Raw genomic sequence first — 24,651 nt, 5'->3', positions numbered from 1 at the left:
ACTGTTAACTCTAGTTATCTGTGTGATTCAACAACAGCAACTTCTTTGGCAGAAGCTGATAATTCCTCAAGTTGTAACGGTAAGGAAGTAAAGATTACTCAAGTTGAGATTTGAGTTAAACTTCATTTAAAATTCATTAAAACAGAGGAAATAATTTCAGGAACTCAGGAGGTTACAAAGCTGTTAAATCTACGAAAATCTGTCTCCTTAAATAATCAAAAACAACGCCAAAATAGAAAACTAATACTTCCTTAAATGGTAAAAGGGGAGCAATGTAACTAAGATTTATTTTATGACTTAGTGCAACTCCAGAAATAATCCAGAAATTGAAGGAAGTCACTGAGTGAGTAAGACTGAGGCGTTGTTTTTGTATGGGGAAAAAATTAAGTAGCGAGCGAGAAATAATATCAAATTCCCTTGAACAGTTATAAATAACGACGGAGGAGTCATAAGTAATAAGTTAGGAGTCAGGAGTCAGGTTTCAGGAAGAAAGAAGCTATCCCACTATTTTTAACAAGTTTATTTGTTTAAGTAAAATGTGTTTTAAAAGCTTGATTTTTCGTTTTTAACTATCAACATATTTAGAGTTTTTAGCAAAAGTATTATTAGTGGGATAGGTTAAAGAATGAAGAAAGAGTAGGAGGAGGAGAAAGTTTTTTTATCACTAATTAAACACACATAATATCAGATAAAATTAGGTTGAAGAACCTCACTTCAATTTAGTAGTCAGTAGAGAATGCTCAACCCTATTTTTTCTGAATCAAATTAGATTTTAAGACCTCACACTCTAAGCGATCACCATCTAAGTATTTATCTCCTTTTGAGCGACTTTTCATTGACTATATTTGATTATAACTTGTAAGTAAACCCCTAGCGAAGCTCTATATAATAACATTTGTGCGTTTCAGTCAGTGTAATTATGAGCAAAAGTAAAAGTAAACCTAAACCTTGGGATGAAAATTGGGAAAAATTTGAATATATTGGTGGTGGTGGTCAAGACAAAACTTTTTCAGGAAGATATTCCTCTCTACATGGTGACTGAATTGATAGAAGGAAGTACATTAGAAAATTTTGTAGCAGAAGGTGTAATGAATATCTTTGATGCTGTACATTTTACACTCAAATTATTAGATATTTTTGAATATTTTCATCAAAGGAATATAATTATATAGAGATATTAAGCCTGACAATATTATTATTATAAACATTGAAGTGAAGTTATGCAACCGGATTTGATATTACGGCTCAAAACGAAACAGATAAAACCCTCAAAAAACAGCTCAATTGGCACGACTGTAAATTTCGATAAATCAATAATATTTAGGTTTTTAAATGAAGTTGAACTTGTTTAGCACCATTGAGAAATAGAAGCTCTCTAATACCAAGGGTGAAAAAAGAATGCTTTTGTTAGGTGAAACTTCAATTATTAAGTTTAGGTGAAACTTCAATTATTAAGTAATTAACACAGGTGGAATCACATTTTTGATAATGATTAGTCAGTAGCGTATTAATGATTCTGATGTTTACTTCTCTGTACGGGCGAACGGCCGTTCGCCCCCTACTACCCTACTCCCCTACTCAAGAAAATGTAGCAAACATTTATCACCCTTGGTATAATACTTATCATCTAACACCAGGGAAACAAGTTTATAAATCAACTTTTAGTGATCGCTACCTCTAGAAAATTTATATATAGTGTCAACAATAAATTAATCACACCAAATATAGAAAAAATGAGATTTAGTCTACCATAGGAAGCTCAATAATTGGCGTTGTCAGATTAAAAGATGAATTATAGGGACAGGGTGGGAACAGGGACCTCTTTAAACTTAAGGTAATGAATCAGTAGTCAATTGAGTGCTTTAACATTTCAACAGACTTGGAATAGCACAAGGTTTTGCCATCTAACATAGCTCAGTAATGACGTAGCGCGTGTATTTTCTCCCTCTACACCAGTCATGTAAGTCTTGCTCACAATCTGATCTCCTGCCGGAATAAATTTGCTATAAACTGGATTACCATTCCTCACCCAAAAGTAATATCAAATCCGTTTAATTGGACATAAAAAAAATCTTCAATCGCCATAACTACGTTTATCTTTGTAATTCTTTCTCCTCCTGAGGAGGTCCGACTGACTCCTGAGGACTCCTAACTTAACCATTCTATGGCTGTTTAACCGGATTTGATATAACATTTCCACCAGGAAATAGTCTGCCATAGTACCATAAATGTTTCTGCACTATGGTTACCTACTACCCAACCTAAAATCCCGGCTGGAAAATGGTCTACAGCAGCTCCTGTGCCAGATTTGATTTTTTTTTCCGACAAAGGTTTCTAGTTGATCCAATTCTCCGACCTCTGGCATAGTTTCTGCCTCATAGGCATCTGGTAGAAGTGTTCCCACAAGTTTGACCCCATCAATAATCGTTGTGCGTGAAACTCCTGTAATTCTCTCTATGGCACGAAAACCCATGCCATTAACATACACTTTCCAGCAGTTGCGCTTGGCATCATCACTATATCCGTATGGGTTGATATTCTGGGATCAATTGACGGCCACACTTGACACAGATATAATTTTGCTTACCTTTTCACGTGACCATTTTTATGGATGTGGTGACTGTGGCATTCTGGACATTCCATGACATCTCTCCTTGAACTCTAGACGCTGATCATTCTCTGAATTATCTTCTTTTCTGACAACGCCCAATAATTTATATTTGCAGATAGAAACCTAAGCACAATAGTTATTTTTTTGTGCTAATGTAAAATGTGAAAAATATAACCAGACTAATATAGTTGTTTTCTAAAAAGTAACGTAGAAAAGAAAGCAAAAACTAGGGTGAATTAACATCAACCAAATTAGTTAAAACAAAACTCAGTGAAACATTATTTTAGTCAGGACTTACGCAAATTTACCTTGAAAGCGCCATATGTAGGGGCGCAATTCGGAGCTTTGCGGAGCGCAAATGGCATTCGCCCTCATTAGATTTAGTGTCTGTGCGTAAGTCCTGTTAATAAATCTTGACAACTAAAAGTGCGATAACAAAATGATTCCTCAAAAATTGCAACTAAAAAATTTCCTCAGCTATCAGGAAGCAACTCTAGATTTTACAGGTCTGCATACTGCCTGTATTTGCGGACCAAATGGTGCAGGAAAATCTTCTCTACTGGAAGCGATCGCCTGGTCGGTGTGGGGAAATAGTCGCGCCGCTACTGAAGATGATATTATCAGTCTGGGAGAAAAAGAAGTACGGGTAGACTTCACCTTTAGCAGCAACGGTAATGTTTACCGTGTTATTCGTGGTCGTCGTCGGGGAAGTTCAGCTACTCTAGAATTTCAAATTAGCACTGGTTCCCGGTTTAAAAGTCTGACTCAAAAAGGTGTCCGTGCAACCCAACAAACTATTATCCAACATCTCAAACTCGACTACGACACATTCGTTAACTCAGCATATCTGCGTCAAGGTAGAGCAGATGAATTTATGCTCAAACGTCCTAATGAACGGAAAGAAATTCTCGCCAACCTCCTAAAACTCGACCAATATGACACCCTGGGGGAAAAAGCTAAAGATACTGCTCGGCAGTTCAAAGCGAAAGTGGAATTACTTGAACAGACTTTAGAAGTAAACCAAAAACAACTCCAACAAAAAGAAGCGATCGCTAAACAACAGACTCATCTCCAAACTACCCTTACTCAACTCCAGCAACAACAAGAATGTGATAAAGAACGACTCAAACAACTGCAAATTCAACAAAACCATCGTCAAACCTGGGAAAAACTACTGCACGGACAACAACAACAATATGACAAACTGGTGCAAGAATGTTATCGCCTCCAACAGGAATTCAAAACTACTCAACAACAACAAGATGAACTATTAGCAGTTTTGCAACAGGAAAATGAAATTAAAGCTGGATATGCTCATTTCCAAAACTTGCAAACTACCGAAGAGAATTTATCTGCAAAATTTAGAACCCATCAAAATGCTCTGAACCAGCGTCAACAACTCCAGGAAAAACAACGTCAACAACTGCAAGAAGTACAAAACAAAATTCAGCAACATCAAGCACAGTTAAATTCTCTCAAACAACAGGAACAAGAAAATTTAGATATTTTGAGCAAACGTGCTGATATTGAAACTGCTCTGGAACAACTACAAACTGCCAGAACAAAATTAAATGAACTAGACAAATTACAGGTGGAAGTTACCCCACTACAACAACAACGCCAAAAATTACAAACTGAACTGGAACGGGAGCAAGCACGTTTGAGCGCTCGTTTGGAAGAACTCAATTCTAGAACGCACCAACTCAGAAAAACTCAACGGCAAAAGCAACCTCAACTACAGACAGCATTACAGGAAGTAGTAGAAGAAATTTCTAAATTAGATAATAAGCGAGTTTATCTGCGACGGGTACAGGAAAAAGGACAGGAAAGACATCATTTTCTCGAACGTTTAGTTCGCAATAAAAAAGACTACGAAACTAGACTTACCGAGTTAGATCAAAAGTTGAAATTATTAAATAAAGGTACCGATAATATTGAAATAGGAGTGACAGAGTACCCACCTTGTCCATTATGCGATCGCCCTTTGGATGAACATCACTGGAATTTAGTTGTGAACAAACATCAGAGTCAGCAAAAGGAAATTAGAGATTTATTATGGGTTACACGGGAACAACTAGCTATTTCTGAGCGGGAAATTCAGGTTTTGAGAACGGAATATCGGCAAATAGAGGGAGAGTTAGAGAAATATGATGAGTTGCGGGAATGTCGAGGTAGTTTACAAGCGCAGTTGGATAATATTGGCAAAGATGAAACTTTATTGCAAGAGTTAGTAAAGGAAGTGGGACAGGTAGAGCGATCGCTACAGACAGGAGATTTTGCAGTTAATTTATATGCTGAAATTAGCATTTTAGAGGAAAAAATTCAACAGCTTAATTATGATGACCGGAGTCATAGTTTAGCTAGACAAGAAGAGAAGAAATTAAGGTGGGCAGAAATTAAGTATGGGCAGATAAAAGATGCAGAGACAAAGTTGGGGAAAATTAGGGTTCATCTGCCAGAAATTGAAGGGCAAATAGTTAGTTTAAAACAGGAGTTGGAGCAGCAAAAACAAACTTCTCAAGTACAACAGCAAATTATTGTGATTGAGAGAGAAATTGCTGAAATTGGATATGATTTAGAAGAGCATAATTGTGTGAGGTCTGAATTGAGAAAGACACAATTTTGGTTAACTCGTATCGAAAAATTATGTCAGGCTCAAAAACAATATCCCCACCTACTAAAACGAATTAATGAATTGAAAGAAGTTATAGAAAATCAGCAACAAGATTTAGCAGGAATTAAAAGCCAGATTTTTACTTTAAATCAACAGTTAGAACAAACTCCTGATGCGGATGAAAAGATTCTATTTTTAGATAAAAAAATTCAAGACCGTCGTCGGCAGTTAGATGAACAGTTGGGAAGTTTAGGAAAAGTAGAACAGCAGTTACAACATTTAGAGAAATTGAAAGTTCAAACCAGTCAACAATTGGAACAATTAAAAACTGCTAAACGGCAATATCGAGTTTATCAAGAATTATCTTTAGCTTTTGGCAAAAAAGGTATTCAGGCGCTAATGATTGAAAATATTTTGCCACAGTTAGAGGCTGAAACAAATCAGATTTTGGCAAAATTAAGTGGTAATCAATTACATATTCAATTCGTGACTCAAAAAGCCACAAAAGGAAGTAAAAAAAATAGTAAATGGATAGATACATTAGATATTTTAATTGCAGATACTCAAGGAACAAGACCTTATGAAACTTATTCCGGTGGAGAAGCTTTTCGAGTTAACTTTGCCATTCGTTTAGCATTGTCAAAATTATTAGCACAACGTTCTGGAACTGCATTACAACTGCTGATTATTGATGAAGGATTTGGCACTCAAGATGCCGAGGGATGCGACAGATTAATTGCAGCTATTAATGCCATTTCTTCTGATTTTTCCTGTATTTTAACTGTGACTCATATTCCTCATTTTAAAGAAGCTTTTCAGGCACGAATAGAAGTTAGTAAAACCCCTCAAGGTTCTCAAATTATGTTATCTGTTTAAAGAAGGAAGAAGAAAGAAGGAAGAGGGAAGAAGCAAGAAGGGATTCATTAATTGATAATGGATATAGGACTTTTAGCTATTAGACATCTCCAAAAATAAAAAATAAAATCAATTCTCACACAAAAATTATCAATTCTTTCTCCCTACTGCCTACTGCCTACTGCCTACTGCCTCTTTTCTGGAGATGTCTATTAGACACCTCCTGCAATTTGACTGATATCATGTCCGATAGCATCAATATTGTATAGCAAAGGTAGGGAACAGGGAACAAGGAACAGTCAGGAATACCTAAAAGCAAGAAAAAAATTTAAATTTACTATAGATATTCACCTTTGGGTTTACACAAACGTGCCCCATCGGACATGATATAATTATCCATTATTCATGATCCATTATCAATCAATGAAAGGAGGTCTATTTTTTGCCAAATACGCCAGATACTTATGGCAGAAGCATTCAGTTAGGTGCTTCTCGTCGTCGTCTTGAAGATGCTAGAGTGCTACATGGTCAAAAACGATGGAATGGTGCTATTTATATGGGTGGTTATGCTATTGAATGCGCCTTAAAATCTCTCATTTGTTATGAGGAAAAAAAACATAACTTCAAAGATACAAAAGCATACAAAAAAATAAAAATACAAGGTTCAAATTTACATAATCTGGCTGTTTTTCTAGATTATGTAAACTCGGTACAAAGAGCGATCGCTTTAGATCGTACTAATAGTTATAAAGATGCTTGGAATACAGTCTCATCTTTATGGCACAACGATCGATTACGCTACTCAGATAAAAGTGGTCAAGAACAAGATAGTGAAAGATTTATCAAAGCTGTCGAAAAATTACACAGATTATTGCTAGATAAACAAGGATAAACTTGATAATTATGGATTTCAATACTTTACCTACAAAAATTAAAACTCATTTAAGTACAATATTAGTAGCTGAAGATGATTCATCAAAAATAACTGTTATACGCAATTCATTGGGTTGGATAAAGATTTTAATTATTACCAATTTATTTCAAGAAAAATCTTTAGAAGAGCGCGAACAAAAGATTGATGAAATATTAGCCTATATAGACTTTAATTTGAGTAAATACCCAATTTTAAGCTATGACTTATTAACTCCTGAAGAAGCAACAGAACAACCTCCTGAATATACTCAACTTCAGTTACCTTTATGGTCAGATATTCTCATGTCATCAGAACCAGAGGAAACTAAAGAACCAAATGAAGAAGATGTTTTTAAAACTCCTTTAATAGCAACTTTCTATTCTTTTAGAGGAGGAGTTGGTCGTTCTACTGCACTAGGTTTAGTTGCCGGAATATTAGCTACTGAAAAAAAACGTCGAGTAGTAATAGTAGATTTTGATTTAGAAGCACCAGGAATTTCAATTTTATTGGAGTCAGATATTGAGCTGATTAATCAAGAAAATTATGGTGTATTAGATTATTTATACCAACGCTTTCTCACCCCAGAAGAAAAATTTCCTCCTATTGAAAGTTGCATTTATCAAGTAGAAATAAAAGCCCGTGGCGAACTCTTTTTAGTTCCAGTTGGAGAATATGATGAAAATTATATTCATCGTTTAGCTGAACTAGACCGGGGAACTTTACAGGCTTTTTATCGCAGAGACAATAATCCTGTTCAACAATTAATTGAAGATATTAAAGAACAACTAAATCCTGATGTAATTTTAATTGATGCTCGTCCTGGATTTAATGATACTAGCGCTATTGCTTTATTAGATTTAGCTGATTTAGGAATTATCTGTTTTTCACCAACTGACCAAAGTTTTAAAGGGTTAAGTTGGATTGTACAAACTGTTAGTAAACAATGCCAATATCGAGGCAGACCAGATTTACGTTTTGTCCTCACACCTATGCCTGCTGTTGCTGCAGAACAACGTCAAATTTGGATCTATGAAGTTGAAGATTGGATAGAGAAGAATTGGAGAGTGCCAAGCTATACAACAGTTAACGAACTTTACTATGAAATTAACTACAATCCTAACATTAGCACTTTGTCAAGTCTTGTTAATGATGTACCTAAAAGTTTACTAGATAATTATCTCTCAATTGCAGAAGTAATTGATGCTAGTTTACCAGATATTAAACCTAGTCTAACAACTGACACTATTGTTGAGAAAGCTACCAAGAAAACTATTTTAAATGAGTTGAATTTTATAGCAGCAACAGCACAAGATATAGAACCAGAAAAAATTCCAGAAATATTTCAACGTACAGAAGATTTCCCCAAATTTTTAAGCGATAAAAATTGGCTAATTCGAGGTGCTAAAGGTACAGGAAAAAGTTTGTTATTTAGACTATTTGTAGAGCAACCAGAAGAAGCTAAAAAACTAGCTGGTTATTATCAAGAGATCGGTAATGTTAATTTTATTGCGGGACATGGTAAACCTACAATCAAAAGCTATATTTTAGAGGGTACTGCTCTAGCTAGTTATGAACGTGAGGTAGGCGATGATTGCTGGAAATATTTTTGGTTAAATTATGCTTTATTGCAATTATGTTCTTCTTTGCCAGAGTTGCAGTCACTCCCTAATATTAATGATAATTTAAAAGGTTTAATAGCTACTGAGAAACCTAGAAGTGCTGATATAGTTTCATGGTTAGTTGAACAAGCAAAATCGTCAACAGCTAGTCTCGAAACTTTTGACCAACTACGAGATATTAACTCATGGTTGGAAGAAAATAACCGACGAGTTTGGCTCCTCTATGATGAGTTAGATACAGGATTTGGTTATAGTCAAGAAGACTATCAGCGACGAAGGAAAGCATTAGAAGCTTTGCTCGCTTGGTGGTTGGAAAGTGGCATTGGTCTTAAATATATTGTGCCTAAGATATTTTTACGAGAGGATATTTGGAATCAACTTAACTTTACTAACAAAGGACATTACGTCAGTGGGCGATCGCTTGAATTGAAGTGGGAAGAAGCCGATCTCTGGCGACTTGTACTACGTCAAGTTCTCAATAATTCTCGCAGTCTTAGCCAAACTATCAATCAGGAATCAGGAGTAAAAGTTGAACGACTTGAGAATATTGAATTAAAGCAATTACGCAAAAGTCTTTTTCCTCTGTGGGGCGAAAAGATGGGTCGTGGCAAAGCTGCTTACACATATAATTGGGTACGTAAACGAACCGCTGACAGTCAAGATAACCGCTTCCCTCGAAGCTTGATATTGCTTTTAGACGAAGCAGTTAAAAGAGAGAAAAATTTATCAACAGAATACACAGATAGTAGAATTTTGCGACCTCGCTCATTGTCTGATGTTTTACCAGAGGTATCTAAGCAGCGTGTCAATGAAGTGCGCAACGAATATCCTGAACTGGAAAAATTATTGGATAAACTCCAGGGTGAACGTTCTCCTATTGATGAAAATCGACTAACAGAAATATGGGAAATTGAAGGTACAGAGTTAACTACTCGTCTTAAGGAAATGATGGATGCAGGTATTTTCCAAGAATATTTGCGCCGTAAAGATCCCTCCCAGTCTGCTCGTGTTTATAGTGTTGCTGAACTATATTTGTATGGACTGGGTATGATTCGCAAAGGGCAACGTTAGGTAAAAAATCTAATGAATAATGGATAATGAAAACTATAGCAATCAGGAATGATTTATGAGATGTTTAAGAACAATTAAGATAAATCAAAATCCTTTTATATTACGTCACTTCCCCAGAATTACAACTAAAATCTTACAACTGAAATATGATTGCTATATTTCTAATTATCCATTGCTAACATAGTTTCTTTCCACTCATAACTTTGTACTGTCCAGTTATTAATTATTAATTATTAATTGTTATGTCCCGTATCAGAGCACCTAAACTGCCCCAAAATTATCCCTGGCTAAATACAGACAAACCACTATCCCTCGAATCTCTGAAAGGACGAGTGGTTATCCTCGACTTCTGGACTTACTGTTGCATCAATTGCCTCCACGTTCTACCAGACCTAAAATTCCTAGAACAAAAATATCCAGATAGTCTGACTGTTATCGGTGTCCACTCAGCAAAATTCGAGAATGAAAAAGATGTGGAAAATGTCCGCCAAGCTATCCTCCGCTACGACATTGGACATCCTGTTTTAGTGGACAGTGGATCGAGAGTTTGGCAACAATATGCTGTTCGTGCATGGCCTACTTTCAAAATTATCGATCCAGAAGGGTATATAGTAGGGTCTGTTTCTGGTGAAGGTAAACGTGATTTCTTGGATGAAATTATTGGTAAGTTGATAGAAGAACATCAAGACAAAGGTACTATTAATTTTAGTGAAGTTAGCTCAATTCTAGAAAAACAAAAGCAACCTTTGACTACACCTTTAGCTTTTCCTGGTAAAGTTCTCGCTGATAGTGATACTAATCAATTATTTGTCGCCGACTCAGGACATCATCGTATTGTTGTTAGTACTCTTGAGGGAGAAGTTTTGCACATTATTGGTACTGGGAAACCAGGATTAATTAATGGTTCATTTTCTGAAGCTCAATTTTTTGCTCCCCAAGGTATGACTTTTGATGCCAAGAATCAAGTTTTATATGTTGCCGATACAGAAAATCATGCTTTGCGCAAAATTGATTTTACAACTCAGCAGGTGGAGACTATTGCAGGTACTGGAGAAAAGAGTTATCAAATTTCGCCTCATAGTGGAGTTGCTAGAGAAACTAGACTTAATTCACCTTGGGATGTGGACAAGATAGGCGATCGCATTTTTATTGCTATGGCAGGTTCCCATCAAATTTGGCTGTTGCAACTGGATACTGGGATGATTAGCACTTATGCAGGGACTGGTGCAGAAGCTTGTGTAGATGGCTCTCTGACAGAATCTGCTTTTGCTCAACCTAGCGGTATTAGTACGGATGGCAATGAATTATTTGTGGCTGACAGTGAAATTAGTTCTATTCGAGCAGTAGGTATTAATGAGCATCCGAAAGTGCGGACTATTTGTGGTAGTGGAGGACTATTTGGCTTTGGCGACAAAGATGGCCGAGGTCCAGAAGTTTTGCTACAGCATTGTTTGGGAATAGAATATACCCAAAATTATGTCTGGGTTGCTGATACCTATAATCACAAAATTAAGCGGGTAGAATATCACGCAGGTTTATGCCTTACCATGTTGGGAGATGGCACCGCCGGTCATCAAGATGGACAAGGTATTAATTGTCAATTTTTTGAGCCATCAGGATTAAGTGCGATCGCGCAACATTTATTTATTGCAGATACAAATAATTGTATTATCCGCAAAGTTGAGCTAGATACCTTGCAAGTCACAACCGTAAATTTTCCTGGTTTGTGCGCTCCTGATGTCTGTTTACCTAGTTAGGGTTTGCGCTCAAAAGTCTTGTAGTAGAGGTAGGAGACAACCCACCCCTCGCCCCTCCCCCTCCCAGGAGGGGAGAAATGGATCGGGAGCGAGAAGGTAGGAGTAATATCAAATCCGGTTGAACACTTATTATATAGTTCGGGGGAGTAGAGGAGTAGGGGAGTAGGGGAGATTGAAGGCTTTAAGTATAGTTATAAACATATACTATATAACCGGATTCTATATAACGCCTACAACCTACAACCTAAAAACTGTATTATCACTAATTAAGCGGACATGATATAACAATTGTAAGAATGATTTTTCTGCCCAACTATGAGCCTAAAATACGCTCCATGCATGAGTATGAAGAGCTGAAAACCAGACACTTTTTTCGACCCCAAAAAGGCACTTGTCTTTATATGTCAATGCTTTTAGATTTAATCAGCAAGCCGTAGTTAGTGAATTGTTAGTATACAAGCATTACCAGCAACTAAAAAATTCATCTTAGCTGCTGGAATGTCATAGGTTGTTTCATACTATAGCACTACAAGAATTGGTTAGAGGTCGTTTGTAAAGAATTATGAAGTGTTTTTACCCCTGGCAAATTGGGTATTTCAGCCTATAAATCTGGGATAAATAACCAAGTTGTTACAGTTTAAAGGTCAATCATTGTATACTACAAAACTTTACAAACAGTCTCTTAGGACATTTTTCAATGCTAAAACCCTTTGACAGTTTGCTATTCCCTGTTCCCTATTCCCTAGCGCGTAGCACTATAAATTTGAAAAGTTTTACTACCAAACGCTAAAAAAATCTAACATTTAAAATCTAGAATTAACACCTTCCAACAACTTAATAATTTTTTCCACATCATTAAATTCCCCAACAATTCTCCGCACAGGTAGAGGCCAAACCCTAATCAGCGTAGGAGTAGCAGTAATTTGATCTGCTTCAGCTTGTTCCGGATTTTGCAACACATCTATTACCTTTAAAGTATAAGGATGAGAAAGAGACTTTTCTAATATTTGGTGCAGACTCTTGAGAGTCCGCTCAGTGCCAATATTGTTACCCGATACAAATAAGCGAAGAACAGACCCTTGAACTTTTGGTTTTTCTAGTTGTAGGTCGAGACTGGAGGTCAAAAATTTCTCTGGAGTTGAATCCAGATTAACCTCTTGCTGCTCAAGATGTACAACAAGGTCATGATTTTCCCAGAGTTGAGAAAACTGGTCGTAATAACTAGCAATTACCATTGGATTACAAAATTCCTCTGACCAAGGAGCAGGTTGCCAAATCAAGTCATCAGTCTTAAAAATGGCATTAAGTAATATCTGATATCTTAAGACTGGAGCATAAGCTTCAGCAGAAACTTGGACTTTTTGAGTGCGATGGTCTAACCATTTATCAATAGTTGCAGTGTATCCTGGTATTAAGAAATGAGGTGGTTCTGATAACCCCAATATTTCTTGTAGCTCTACACAGAGGTGTAGATGCCATCGATTTTGTTTACTTGGGTCTATACAATAAATTAAATCTCCCCCAGGTGTAAACAAGGCAATACCCTTGAACAACAGGGGAAATTTTACTGGAGCTGGTTTCAAGAAAATCAATTAGGATCGACTACAGACTTTTGAGTTTTTCCATTAAACTCAACTGCTTAAGGCATTAGCTTAACTTAAAACTGTAACCTTAACTTATACTCTAGTTCATCCTGAGAACTTAAAATTTAAAACTTCACAATCTTTTTAAATTCTACCTCGTAACATCATAGCCATTTCATTTGGGTAAGGAGATTGATCTATTGCTGTTTCTTCTGTAATTCGACCTTCTTGGTAAAGCTCAAACAAAGACCTATTCATAGTAATCATACCTTCATAAGTATCTTTGAGCATAATTTGGTTAATGTCTTCATACTGGTCTTTAATAATATATTCCTTAATTACATCAGTATTAATCAAAATGTCATGGAAAGCTGCCCGCTTACCATCAGTAGTTTTGCACAACAACTGAGCAATAATTGCTACCAGAATTTCTGAAAGAGCTAATTTAATCGCTGGTTGCTCCTCAGCAGAAAACATATCCAAAATACGAGTCAGAGTCTTGATGGCACTGTTGGTGTGCAATGTTCCCATCACCAAATGTCCTGTAGAAGCAGCTTTAATTGCAATTCCCACCGTTTCCTTATCTCGAATTTCCCCTACTAACATTAAGTCAGGGTCTTGACGGAGAGCACCTTTAAGAGCATTGAAGAATTTTAGAGTATGTCTACCTACTTCCCGGTGCTTGATCAAACATTTTCGGCTTTCATGGACAAATTCTACAGGGTCTTCGATAGTGATGACATGATAAGGAAAAGTATTGTTCATATAATCAATCATCGCCGCCATGGTGGTGGACTTACCACAACCTGTAGGTCCGGTCACCAAAATTAACCCTTTATGGTAATGGCAGACTTTCTTCAAGACTCCTGGCAATTTAAGTTGTTCCATAGTTAGGATTTTAGATCCAATCAGTCGTAAAACCATCCCTGGACCTGCAAGAGAGTCAAACAAGCTAATCCTAATCCTGACAAAACCTAAGTCCGCAGCACCATCAAAGTCAAGATTTTCTTGGAATCGACGAATTTCTTCATCTGTAAGAATTTCTCGCAACCAAAACATAAAGGTGTTCAAGTCAGTTTCTGGATATTCAAGCGGTAGAAGGTCTCCAAGTTTGCGGAACCGTGGTATTTCTTTCACCCCTAAATGAACATCTGAAACACCTTCTTGATTAGCTCGCCGGACAATATCTGTCAGCGGAATTTGTCCATAACCCAGTTGTGGACTACCAGGAGTTGCTATTTGAGGTACTGGTGCTGTTTCCGTTGGAGGAATTAGTTGTTGAGAAACAGGTGTTGATGATGCTGGAGGATCGGCAGAAGTTGGAGGAGATGTTGGCGGTCTTCTTGCTGCTGGTGGACTAGGTGGAGCTGGGGGACGCGGTAAACCACGGCCTCCTGGAGGACGAGGAGCTGGGGGACGAGGTGGTGGTGTTTGTGTCATAGTTGCATTACCTTGCTGAATTCGGATATTGCAGTCAACAAATATATTCTAATTCTAATGGCAAGTTAAAATGGGTAGTATTTAAAATATTTAATTATTTTTTGGATACCAACAACATTAGGCTTAAAAAGGTTTATTGCCTACTTAAATTTATTGTTAAGTCTTACTTTTTTAAATTGCTATTACTAGAGTATTATTTGACTTTTTAAGACTTCAATAATGATCGGTAAATTTAATTTAATTCCTTATTTTTGGCTGTAAAATACTTGTATTATTTATCTTTATCCCTTATGGGTTTAATAACCCATCATCACCTGTGGTGCAAATGTGGTTGCTGGGGTTAGAATCCCCATAGACCACATTTTTATGACTCCTGTACGTCACCAATCCGACGGCTCCCCTACCTGACTCCTTCTTCAAACCTGATTTTTTTTAAATTTCACTTAATTGCAATTTTGTCTTATTTTGATCTTCATACCATTTCTCAATCTCAAGTTCTTAATTATACATCCATTTTCAGATACTTCTATTCTATTTTTTAGATATTTATTAGCAGGTTGATTTTGAAGTTTAGTAGATTGAGGTTTGTTCAGTTTTAATATATTGTTTGCTTCATGATCTGAGATTTTTTGATTTTGAGTATAATTTTTTGACAAAGAAGGATACTCAAAAGATATTATTAAAAATATAGGTATAACAGAAATCAAACCGAGTTGTTTTAATAATAAAATAGTCATACTACCTCATTTCTTAAATCTGCTACTGTAAATGTCAGGTTGTTTGAGCGACAGACTCAAAATATTAATGGCTTTGAATAATAATTACTAGCCTGATTTGAGAGAATATGTGAAAAGTATTTACAGCTTTTTTCACTTTAAGGAAAATAACCTTTGCATTGCTACCTTTAAGCTAGAATATATACTTTGCCCAAATAAAAAGCTGTATTTATATAGAGTAGCTTAACTATCTTTTCACCAGATTGGGACTATTCAAAAAGAGAGGCCGGATAAGTAGACAATTTTTGTATACATCACTAACAACTTGATATAATACATCTCCTAAAAAAACAGACTATTGTTAAAAATTTTTGTGAGATATTGTCAATTAACTCAGTATTTAAAGATGTTATTTATCACTCATCAGTTAACAGTTAATATTTTTAACAGGTTAATACCCCCACGTTTCTGCTTGAAAAGTGCGTGCTGCACCTTTGTGGCGGGTTGCTCATTTTCCATCATACACCTGAATTCCGCAGTTCCTCCCCAGAATGCTAATTAAATAATTGTTAACTGTTCACTGATTCAAATGGTAGCTACACCAACAAATCAAGATTTTCCTAAATGTTGTTCTATTTTGTCTTCCTTGATGACTATACTTAATCAGTTTGCCTATCCTCTCAGATCTATTTTAGATTTACTTTCTGATGATCCCTTACTTAGTATATCAAATCCAACAAATCCAATTTCGCTAAATATAGAATTTTCCCAAAAAAATGTTAGTTTTAGAGGAAATTACTGGAAAAATTTAGTAGGACTTTACCTCTATCCATAAACTTTTTTATCAAGATCAAAATTTAATCTTTTTTCCTTTTGGTTGCTGATATAGCAATCCTATTTTATTCGTGTCAAAAATCTTACTGCTTTTTAGGGAACACTTAACTGGGAACAGAGAACAGGTAAGAGTTTCAGTTTTTTTATTTACTTTTTGATTTGTCACGATCTATTTAGGATTGCTATATCGATCTTTAAGTTAGTATATGAAGAACAAATTACAACAATTTTTTGATCTTCTCACTCCTCTACTGCAAGATATAGCGTAAATATTTTTTGTGGTTTTTTCTATTGATTAGCAATATTTAATAGGTTATATCATGTCCGCTTAATGAGCTTTCAAAAAAGTTTATTCTGCCCTATCCTTCTTGACTCTATTCTTTTTCCTGACCTCTAATCACTTCATGTATAAAAATTCAACTGCATCTCAGATTAATTATCAGTAATAATCTATCAAAGATAAATAATTAAAAGTATGAAGTAAATTAATATATCGATAAAAACTGATTTAGAGATATGTTAAAATTATACGAAATAGTGAAAATATCAAAAAAAGGAGATATCATTGATTATGGCGAGGCAAAATATCAAGTTTTGGGGACTTTTGGCTTTAGCTACATCCCCAATTATTGTAACTTTTTCAGGCGTGCAGTTAGTACAAGCACAGTCAACCGCAGAATTGTTGATTAGTGTAGAATTTCCTTCTGGGCCACAAAGAGCAAGCTCAGGAAGAACAAGAGGTGGGGGTACTCGCGCTCCAGAATCCTACTGTACTCCTGGTCAAACCAAATTGACAGCCTTAATGCCAGGAGATAATGTCGGAACAACAGTTGCCGATCATCCCAAGTTTTTCGTGTATGTTCCCGAACACAAAGCAGAGTCAGCAGAATTTGAAGTATTTGATAAATCAGGTAAGAGCATCTATTTAACTAAATTAGATATTTCCGAGACTTCTGGTATTGTGAAACTTGCCCTGCCAAAAAATGTAAGTTTGACAACTAATAAAGAATATACTTGGAGATTTGCTATGATTTGCGATGAATGGGATCACAGTGCTAACGAATCTGTTGAAGGAATTGTCAAAAAAGTAGAAATCAGTTCAGACTTAGAAAATAGCTTAAAAAATGCTAGTCCCCTTGAACAAGCAGAAATATATGCAAAAGCAAAGATTTGGAATGAAACGATCGCTACCGTGGCCGAGTTACGCAATTCTTACCCAACAGAGTGGGAAGAATTACTCACATCAGTAGGATTACACGAGATTGCTTCTGAACCCTTTGCACCCTGCTGTCAAGTAGAAGAATAAATTAAGTTAGCATTGAAATAGCTGTCAGTAACTAAGTTGAGTCTGGTAAACTACTCTCACATTGATTTCATGGTAAAGGTGGGCAGATAGATCTGTTTTTTTTTACCCTCCCCCAAAAACTTTTAATTTCTACAGAGCAGCTTACACCAATGTTATGGAATAAATGCAAGAATTTTTTTTATCAGTGGTATGGTGTATGGATTACCGCCCCCACCGTAACAGGGTTAGTAATTATACTACGTTTTCTTGGCTTACTACAAGCTTGGGAATGGGCAACTTATGACCAATATATGCGATTACGGCCTTTGGAGAGTCCAGACAATCGCATTGTGATTGTAGGTATTAATGAAGATGATGTCAGAGCAGTCGGGCAGCCAATTTTTCCTGACGCTATTTACGCTAAATTGCTGAATAAATTAAAAGCAATGGAGCCAAAAGTTATTGGTTTAGACATTTATCGAGACTTACCTGTAGAACCTGGCCATCAGGACTTAGTGAAAGTATTCCAGTCTACCTCCAACTTGGTAGGAATTAAAAAAGTAGTGGGGGAAAGGCAAAATGACGTATTAGAAGCACCACCAGCTCTGGAAACTAATCATCAAGCAGGTGCTAATGATGTAAAGGTAGACCCAGATAAAAAAATTCGACGAGGCTATTTATATATCACGCTACAAAACGGAGAAAATGTCTGGAGTTTTGCTTCTCATATTGCTTTGCGTTATTTAGATACTCTTGATATTAGTCTAGAGAAAATTGATGGTGACAAATTTCAGCTAGGAAAGACAATAATAGAGCCATTTGAAGCCAATGATGGTGGTTATATTAGAGCAGATGCAGGTGGTTATTTAATGCTTTTAAACTACCGGGGTCCGAGTCGTTACTTTGAGATTGTTTCCATGATGGATATTCTTGAAGACAGAGTGCCTGCTGATTGGGGTCGCGATCGCATCATCTTGATTGGAGCAGTCAGTGAAGGCTTTAATGATTTATTTTCTACTCCCTACAGTAGTAACTTAATTACAACTCTAGAACCCATGAGTGGGGTAGAAGTTCATGCTAATCTAATCAGTCAACTAATTAGTTCTGCTATGGATGGTCGTTCTCTGATTCAGATTTGGGGGGAACCTCTTGAGTGGGCGTGGATTTTATTCTGGTCTTTGGTGGGAGCAGCTACAACTTGGAAATGGCGTACTGCTGGTGGTGTTAGCTATTTTTCTATTTGGAAAGTCTTGACAATGTTCGCTTCAGGTATAGTCTTATTCGCTAGCACCTATACTGCTTTTGTATGGAATTGGTGGTTGCCAGTAATTCCTGCGTTTTTAGGTCTGACTGGATCAGCAGTTACAATTACAACTTATATTGCTCGTACTGCACAAGATATTCGCAAAACTTTTGGTCGTTATTTAACTGATGAAGTAGTGGCTACTTTATTAGAAAGTCCAGGAGGATTAAAGCTAGGAGGTGAACGCCGAAACATCACAATTTTAACTTCCGATTTAAGAGGATTTACTGCCACATCAGAACGTATAACACCAGAAGAAGTTGTGAAAATTCTTAACTTTTATCTGGGATATATGGCAGATGTAATTACTAAGTATCAGGGAACTATTGATGAGTTTATGGGGGATGGAATTTTGGTTTTATTCGGTGCCCCTATAACTAGAGAAGACGACCCGGTAAGAGCTGTTGCTTGTGCTATTGATATGCAATTAGCTATGGAACCTGTGAATAAACAGATGAAAGAATGGGGTTTACCGCCATTAGAAATGGGAATTGGTATTAATACTGGAGAGGTTGTTGTTGGTAATATTGGCTCTGATAAACGAACAAAATATGGTGTGGTAGGCAGTCAGGTAAATTTAACTTATCGGATTGAATCTTATACTACAGGTGGTCAAATTTTAATTTCTGAGACAACCTTAAAAAATGTGGGACCGATAATTAAAATTAATGATGAAAAAGAAGTAATGCCAAAAGGAGTTAAAAAACCAATTACGATTTATGATGTTGCTGGTATTGATGGTAAATATAATTTATTTTTGACAAAAGAAGAAGAACATTATCTCCCACTCACAGAAACAATATCTCTAAATTATGTAGTATTAGATGGCAAAAATGTCGGTGATTGTTTGCAAAAAGGAAGCTTAATCAAATTATCAGAAAAAGAAGCAGAAATTCAGGTTGTGCAAACACGAGATCATCTTCCACCAGCTTTGATTAATATTAAGCTTAATTTTATCTGGGATGGAAAAGAAAGTGAGGATGTTTATGGCAAAGTTTTAGAGAAATCAGGAGAAAATGGTAATTTTTATATTCGTTTTACGGCTAAACCTCCAAATGTTTCTGCTAAATTAGAATCTTTGTATAAATCGCTGCAAAGTTAGTGGTTAATTTTTAGTAGTATTAAGTCTGATTGATGAGTTTTGATAGTTCAAATATTTGGTATGATGTCATTTTAGGTAAAACACCGCTTTGTTACACAAAAGATGACTATAAAAAAACTATAAAGAATAAAGATAGTTCAATAATTAATAATTATTGAAGAAGGAGACAGGAGACAGGAGACAGGAGACAGGAGGAAAATTACATGGGGATTCTAACCCCAAGTAATTTTGAACACCGTGTAGACGGTGGGGTATTAAACCCACAAAGAAAATGATAATTAATAATTAATACCTCTTCTTGGCTTTGTTGCACAAAAGATGATGTTTAGGGTAAAAATAAAGAAGTCAAGATGGTACACGAAACTACACTCAGCAGATATGAGTAAGAGTAAGTCTAAATCCAACTCCAAGTCCTTGTATCGACTCAAAAACTGGTCTGAGTATGATGCCTCCTTAAAGCAGCGAGGGAGTCTCACTTTTTGGCTGACTCCAGAGGCCATCGAGCAGTGGCTTAATCAGAAAAAAACTGGACGTAGGGGAGCATCTAATAATTATAGTGACACGGCCATTGAATTGATGGTGACTATGCAATCCTTGTATAGTCTGGCCGGACGACAGACCGAAGGTTTTGTCAAATCTATATTTCAATTGATGGACTTAGATTTACCAGTACCTGACCATAGCACTGTATCCCGTCGCTTGCCAAAACTGAATGTTAAACTACCAGTTATACCAACGAACGAAGCAATTCATATGGTAGTAGACTCTACAGGGGTGAAAGTTTACGGCGAAGGTGAATGGAAAACAAGAGTTCATGGTGTCAGTAAACGGCGTACATGGCGTAAATTACATCTAGGAGTTTCGGAGGCCACAGGGGAGATTATCAGTGGGGTAGTGACTACCAATGATGTCAGTGACGACCAAGTATTTTCTGACCTGTTAGATGGAGTAGATGGGGAAATAGCCCAAGTATCAGGAGATGGAGCCTATGACAAGTATAAGTGTTACGAGAAAGCTAGGCAACGAGGGGCAAAGGCAACAATTCCACCCAGGAAAAATGCAGTAATAGGTCAACATGGCAACTGTAAATGCTCACCTCATCCCAGAGATGAAAACCTCAGAAGGATAAGAAAAGTAGGACGCAAGAAGTGGAAACGTGAATGTGGCTACCACCGACGCTCGTTGTCAGAAACTACAATGTTCAGGCTCAAAGTCCTCAATGGATGCAAGTTACGACGACGAAAATTTGATAATCAGGCAGTGGAGTTATTCATACAATGTTCCATACTCAACGTGATGATTCAAAATGGTAAACCCCAGAGCTACAAAGTAGAAATCTAGTTAACTTCCAACTAAGGGAGTTTTTGGCGATCGCTACTTTCATGCAACAAAGCCCCTCTTCTTAAAAAGAAGAGGATTGGTTAAAAGGAATTTTTTTGTTCTCTTGGTCGATTGGATATGGCGTACTTCCGAATGCTCCGCATTCATGTCGGCGACAGCCGTTAATGTAGTTGTGCGCTAGCTAAACGACCGCTTTTTCTTCTTGAAAGGAGAGGCTTTAAACCTTAATTTTTCGGTAATATATGTTAGAGTTAACAAAAAAAGCACCAAGTTATCAAAAAACAGCAAGTGTAATTATACCCACCCGAAACGAAGCTGGTACTATTGAAGATTGCATTACTAAAATGCCAAAACTAGGCAAACATACAGAAATTATATTTATTGAGGGTAATTCCTCAGACAATACTTGGGAAGAAATTAAGAGAGTTAAGAGTTTATATGAGGAGCAATGGGATATCAAAATATGTCAACAGAATGGTAAAGGAAAAGGCGATGCTGTTCGTCAGGGTTTTAACATGGCAACAGGTGATGTTCTGATTATTCTAGATTCTGACTTAACTGTTCAACCAAAAGAATTAACCAAATTTTTCGAGGCGATCGCTTCAGGTGATTGCCAATTAGCGAATGGATCGCGACTTACCCATTCAGTATCATTGAAAGCGATGCCATTGGTGAATCAACTTGCTAATCGCTTTTTTGCTAAACTGTTATCAATTGTATTGGGAGTTGAAATTAAGGATGCCCTTTGTGGAACTAAAGCTATTACCAAAGAAAACTATCTCCAGATAGTTGCTAATTGGCAAAACTTTGGTAAATACGATCCTTTTGGGGATTTTGATTTGCTCATTGGGAGCAAAAAATTTGGCTTAACTATTCAGGATGTTCCTGTAGAATATTTACCAAGAACTTATGGGAAATCAAATATTAAACATATCCAAGGCGGTTTCCAACTTTTAAAAATGATTTTATATACTGCTTCAGAGGTTAGGAGGTGAGAAATTAATGCAATAATGCAATTTTTTCAGAAATTTTTAGTATTTATCTATAGCCTAGTTAATAATACTGGTTTACTAAGAAATCTATAGACTTGATTTTCTCTAAAAGCTGATAGCTGTTTGCGTTTGCGTAGCATGACCTAGGAAAGTATTCCGGAACGGAAATGCTAAAAACTAATACCTATTTAAGTAGGGCTTGCTGATTAATTCTCGCGCGTATTGAAAGATAAAGGCTTTAGCCTTTTTGGGTTGGAGAAAGTACCAGCTTTTCAGTGGAAAGAGCTGCAAAAAGCTAGTATTTTGGGCTGATTATGGCAGAAAAATCTATGGACAGTTTTTCCGACGACTTCCTCTATAATTCCCATTTCTCCTGTACATCGCTAATCCGATGGCTCCCTTACCTGATATCAAATCCGGTTGAATAGTACTTATATATAGTTTGGGCAGTAGGGGAGATTGAATATTGAAGTCTTATCGAGAATTATGAACACATATTATCAAAATAATATGGGTCTAAAACCCCCGCCTTTTAAGGCGGAATATTTTTGGAGCGAAGCTCAAATCCCCTACTTCCCCTCCACGGTCGGGGTTAGGGGTGGGTTAACTTCTGACTTCTGACTTCGTTAAATCACCAGATTCTATATCATCCAAAAATTTCAATAACTATAACGTTGCAGTTAAGGGTCAGACCCCTCATAATAACTATAACGTTGCAGTTAAGGGTCAGACCCCTCATAATAACTATAACGTTGCAGTTAAGGGTCAGACCCCTCATAATAACTATAACGTTGCAGTTAAGGGTCAGACCCCTCATTTAGTCTCCAAACCCTCATATAAAATCAGGTTAAACACTTAATTATATATTTGAGGGGGATGGGAAGATAGGATATAGGAGGAGATTGGATATTGAAGTCTAGATAAAATTATGAACATATATTATGTAACCGGATTCTATATGACTCCTGACTCCTACCCTTACCAAAAGATTTTATTCAGAAAACCCTAAGTAGTAATATTTTGGTGTCACTCATGCAGATAAATGACCAAATTCCCATGCCTGAGCAGCCACGACCCATAGTAATTATCGGTGCTGGTGGCATTGTATCCGATGCTCACCTACCAGCATATCAGATCGCTGGTTTTAAGGTAGCAGGAATTACCGATATTAAGCAGGAGAAAGCAGTCTCGCTAGCTCAAAAATTCTCCATTCCTAATGTTTACGCTAGTGTTGAACAAGCTGTAGCTCATGCTCCAGCAAACACAGTCTTTGATATTGCTGTACCAGCTTCGGCTTTACCGGGACTGCTGCCCAAGTTTCCGCGAGGAGCTGGGATATTGATCCAAAAGCCCATGGGCGAGGATCTAGCTCAGGCACGTCAGTTATTAAGTATCTGTCGTGAACGGGAGTACACTGCGGCGGTTAATTTTCAGTTGCGCACGGCACCGCCTGTGATAGCAGATCGCCATCTGATCGAAGAAGGTAACCTGGGCGAACTTAACGACATTGAGATGCGAGTCACAGTTTACACCCCCTGGCATTTATGGGACTTCTTGGAAAAGTGCCAGCGAGTGGAAATTCTTTACCACAGCATCCATTATATCGACCTGATCCGCTCATTCTTGGGAGACCCCAAGGGGGTTTACGCAAAAACAGTAAAGCATCCTAAGATGATGAAAATGTCCTCAGTGCGCACGACCTTAATGTTGGACTATGGCGAATTTGTCCGGGCGACTATCAATACCAACCACTGTCATGAGTTTGGTCTGAAACATCAGGAATCATATTTGAAATTCGAGGGCTCCCAAGGAGCGATCAAGATCCACTTGGGCGTGCTGATGGATTATCCCAAGGGAACTAACGATGAATTTGAAGTTTGCCTGTTGCGGGGGGAGCAGGAAGCGGAGTGGCAAAGCTACGAGATTCGCGGGTCGTGGTTCCCAGAAGCTTTTATTGGTTCCATGTCCAGTCTGATGCGCAAGTTGGAAGACCCATCTCGCCCCTTGCCTACTTCGGTGGAAGATGCCTTCGTCACCATGTCCTGCGTCGAAGCAGCCTACCAGTCCAGCGAGGGAGGTGGGGTTCCTCTTCACTGAAGTCAAAAGTCAAAAGTTAAAAGTCAAAAGTCAAAAGTAAGATTTTATAGATTCAAATACCGTTTCACGGAAGTCAAAATTCGTAGGGGCGAATGGCCATTTGCTGACGCAAAGCTGCCGCTAACGCCCGTACAAAAGCGAGTGCGTAATTCTGAGGTTTCCTCAGAATGTAAGACGCACTCAAGACAGTCAAAAGTAAGATTTTATAGACTCAGAACTTTGACACTACAGCTACTTCAGGAAATAATTTCACATCTTTAAAGTGAATTGGTATAACGTGTCATTGGAGAAAAATATTGAAAGGCTTAACCGAAAAAGTGGATCTGAAGCTTTCCCCTTTCAGGTAGACTTTTGCTAAGATTTCTTTAGGATGATGTTAATTAACGAATGGTAATTTTACCAAAAAATAAAGTCTAAAGCTTCCCCTTTTAAGGGGATGAAAAAATTAAGTTTCCGTATTTCAAGCCTCTGGGTTTCCTAGGTCATGCTGCGCAAACAGCCAGAGGTACTGATAATTG

Annotated in this window: 17 protein-coding genes and 1 pseudogene; 12 read left to right on the top strand and 6 right to left on the bottom strand. The window is 37.1% G+C overall.

The window, feature by feature from the left end; genetic code table 11:
- The first annotated feature begins 919 nt into the window (after nucleotides 1–919).
- From D5R40_RS40650 to D5R40_RS34355, 3 genes are all read left to right on the top strand, one after another.
- Nucleotides 920–1,042, top strand: a complete 123-nt coding sequence (locus D5R40_RS40650; RefSeq protein ID WP_275670417.1) for a hypothetical protein — start codon at nucleotides 920–922, stop codon at nucleotides 1,040–1,042.
- Nucleotides 1,032–1,172, top strand: coding sequence for a hypothetical protein (locus D5R40_RS34360; protein ID WP_161564642.1), 141 nt, complete (start codon nucleotides 1,032–1,034; stop codon nucleotides 1,170–1,172). The genes D5R40_RS40650 and D5R40_RS34360 overlap by 11 nt, the downstream gene beginning before the upstream one ends.
- A 347-nt stretch (nucleotides 1,173–1,519) precedes the next feature.
- Entirely contained in the window at nucleotides 1,520–1,681 is a 162-nt protein-coding gene (locus tag D5R40_RS34355; protein WP_161564901.1) for a hypothetical protein, read from the top strand.
- A 393-nt stretch (nucleotides 1,682–2,074) separates the two neighbouring features.
- Here the strand turns inward: D5R40_RS34355 and D5R40_RS34350 are convergent, their stop codons facing one another.
- Both D5R40_RS34350 and D5R40_RS38955 read right to left on the bottom strand, forming a co-directional pair.
- Nucleotides 2,075–2,218, bottom strand: coding sequence for a hypothetical protein (locus tag D5R40_RS34350; protein ID WP_161564900.1), 144 nt, complete (start codon nucleotides 2,216–2,218; stop codon nucleotides 2,075–2,077).
- Nucleotides 2,188–2,643, bottom strand: a pseudogene (locus D5R40_RS38955) (IS1 family transposase); the annotation flags it as partial. The pseudogene D5R40_RS38955 and the gene D5R40_RS34350, both read right to left, overlap by 31 nt.
- A 407-nt stretch (nucleotides 2,644–3,050) precedes the next feature.
- Between D5R40_RS38955 and sbcC the strand changes: the two are divergent.
- From sbcC to D5R40_RS01410, 4 genes are all read left to right on the top strand, one after another.
- On the top strand, nucleotides 3,051–6,101 hold the full coding sequence (sbcC, locus tag D5R40_RS01425; protein ID WP_124154149.1) for an exonuclease subunit SbcC: 3,051 nt from the start codon (nucleotides 3,051–3,053) through the stop codon (nucleotides 6,099–6,101).
- A 421-nt stretch (nucleotides 6,102–6,522) separates the two neighbouring features.
- A complete protein-coding gene (locus D5R40_RS01420; RefSeq protein ID WP_124154148.1) occupies nucleotides 6,523–6,972 on the top strand; it encodes a HEPN domain-containing protein in 450 nt (149 codons plus the stop codon).
- A gap of 11 nt (nucleotides 6,973–6,983) precedes the next feature.
- Nucleotides 6,984–9,683 carry a tyrosine-protein kinase family protein gene (locus tag D5R40_RS01415; RefSeq protein WP_124154147.1) on the top strand — a complete coding sequence of 900 codons (2,700 nt, stop codon included), beginning with the start codon at nucleotides 6,984–6,986 and terminating at the stop codon, nucleotides 9,681–9,683.
- A 242-nt stretch (nucleotides 9,684–9,925) separates the two neighbouring features.
- Nucleotides 9,926–11,440 (top strand): thioredoxin-like domain-containing protein, encoded by a 1,515-nt coding sequence (locus D5R40_RS01410; RefSeq protein ID WP_124154146.1) that lies wholly within the window; start codon nucleotides 9,926–9,928, stop codon nucleotides 11,438–11,440.
- 803 nt (nucleotides 11,441–12,243) lie between these two features.
- Here D5R40_RS01410 and D5R40_RS01405 read toward each other — a convergent pair.
- From D5R40_RS01405 to D5R40_RS01395, 4 genes are all read right to left on the bottom strand, one after another.
- Nucleotides 12,244–12,975 carry a circadian clock KaiB family protein gene (locus D5R40_RS01405; RefSeq protein ID WP_240039095.1) on the bottom strand — a complete coding sequence of 244 codons (732 nt, stop codon included), beginning with the start codon at nucleotides 12,973–12,975 and terminating at the stop codon, nucleotides 12,244–12,246.
- 192 nt (nucleotides 12,976–13,167) lie between these two features.
- A complete protein-coding gene (locus tag D5R40_RS01400; RefSeq protein WP_124146335.1) occupies nucleotides 13,168–14,463 on the bottom strand; it encodes a type IV pilus twitching motility protein PilT in 1,296 nt (431 codons plus the stop codon).
- Between the two features lie 288 nt (nucleotides 14,464–14,751).
- The gene (locus tag D5R40_RS40645) at nucleotides 14,752–14,883 is read right to left on the bottom strand and encodes a hypothetical protein (RefSeq protein WP_282433595.1); all 132 of its coding nucleotides are present in this window, start codon (nucleotides 14,881–14,883) and stop codon (nucleotides 14,752–14,754) included.
- A gap of 23 nt (nucleotides 14,884–14,906) precedes the next feature.
- Nucleotides 14,907–15,200 (bottom strand): hypothetical protein, encoded by a 294-nt coding sequence (locus tag D5R40_RS01395; protein WP_124146334.1) that lies wholly within the window; start codon nucleotides 15,198–15,200, stop codon nucleotides 14,907–14,909.
- Between the two features lie 1,384 nt (nucleotides 15,201–16,584).
- Between D5R40_RS01395 and D5R40_RS01390 the strand changes: the two genes are divergently transcribed.
- The 5 genes from D5R40_RS01390 (at nucleotide 16,585) to D5R40_RS01370 (ending at nucleotide 24,133) form a co-directional block, all read left to right on the top strand.
- Nucleotides 16,585–17,319 carry a DUF928 domain-containing protein gene (locus tag D5R40_RS01390; protein ID WP_124146333.1) on the top strand — a complete coding sequence of 245 codons (735 nt, stop codon included), beginning with the start codon at nucleotides 16,585–16,587 and terminating at the stop codon, nucleotides 17,317–17,319.
- Between the two features lie 149 nt (nucleotides 17,320–17,468).
- The gene (locus D5R40_RS01385; RefSeq protein ID WP_124154145.1) at nucleotides 17,469–19,703 is read left to right on the top strand and encodes a CHASE2 domain-containing protein; all 2,235 of its coding nucleotides are present in this window, start codon (nucleotides 17,469–17,471) and stop codon (nucleotides 19,701–19,703) included.
- A 378-nt stretch (nucleotides 19,704–20,081) separates the two neighbouring features.
- Nucleotides 20,082–21,044 carry an IS5 family transposase gene (locus D5R40_RS01380; RefSeq protein ID WP_124143258.1) on the top strand — a complete coding sequence of 321 codons (963 nt, stop codon included), beginning with the start codon at nucleotides 20,082–20,084 and terminating at the stop codon, nucleotides 21,042–21,044.
- A 242-nt stretch (nucleotides 21,045–21,286) separates the two neighbouring features.
- Nucleotides 21,287–22,039, top strand: a complete 753-nt coding sequence (locus D5R40_RS01375; protein ID WP_124154144.1) for a glycosyltransferase family 2 protein — start codon at nucleotides 21,287–21,289, stop codon at nucleotides 22,037–22,039.
- Nucleotides 22,040–23,092: 1,053 nt separating this feature from the next.
- Nucleotides 23,093–24,133 (top strand): Gfo/Idh/MocA family protein, encoded by a 1,041-nt coding sequence (locus D5R40_RS01370; RefSeq protein WP_205127586.1) that lies wholly within the window; start codon nucleotides 23,093–23,095, stop codon nucleotides 24,131–24,133.
- Nucleotides 24,134–24,651: the final 518 nt, after the last annotated feature.

Source organism: Okeania hirsuta (assembly GCF_003838195.1).
Lineage (GTDB): Bacteria > Cyanobacteriota > Cyanobacteriia > Cyanobacteriales > Microcoleaceae > Okeania > Okeania hirsuta.
Note: the sequence above shows the minus strand (reverse complement) of the source record. Positions and strands in the feature narration are given on the sequence as shown.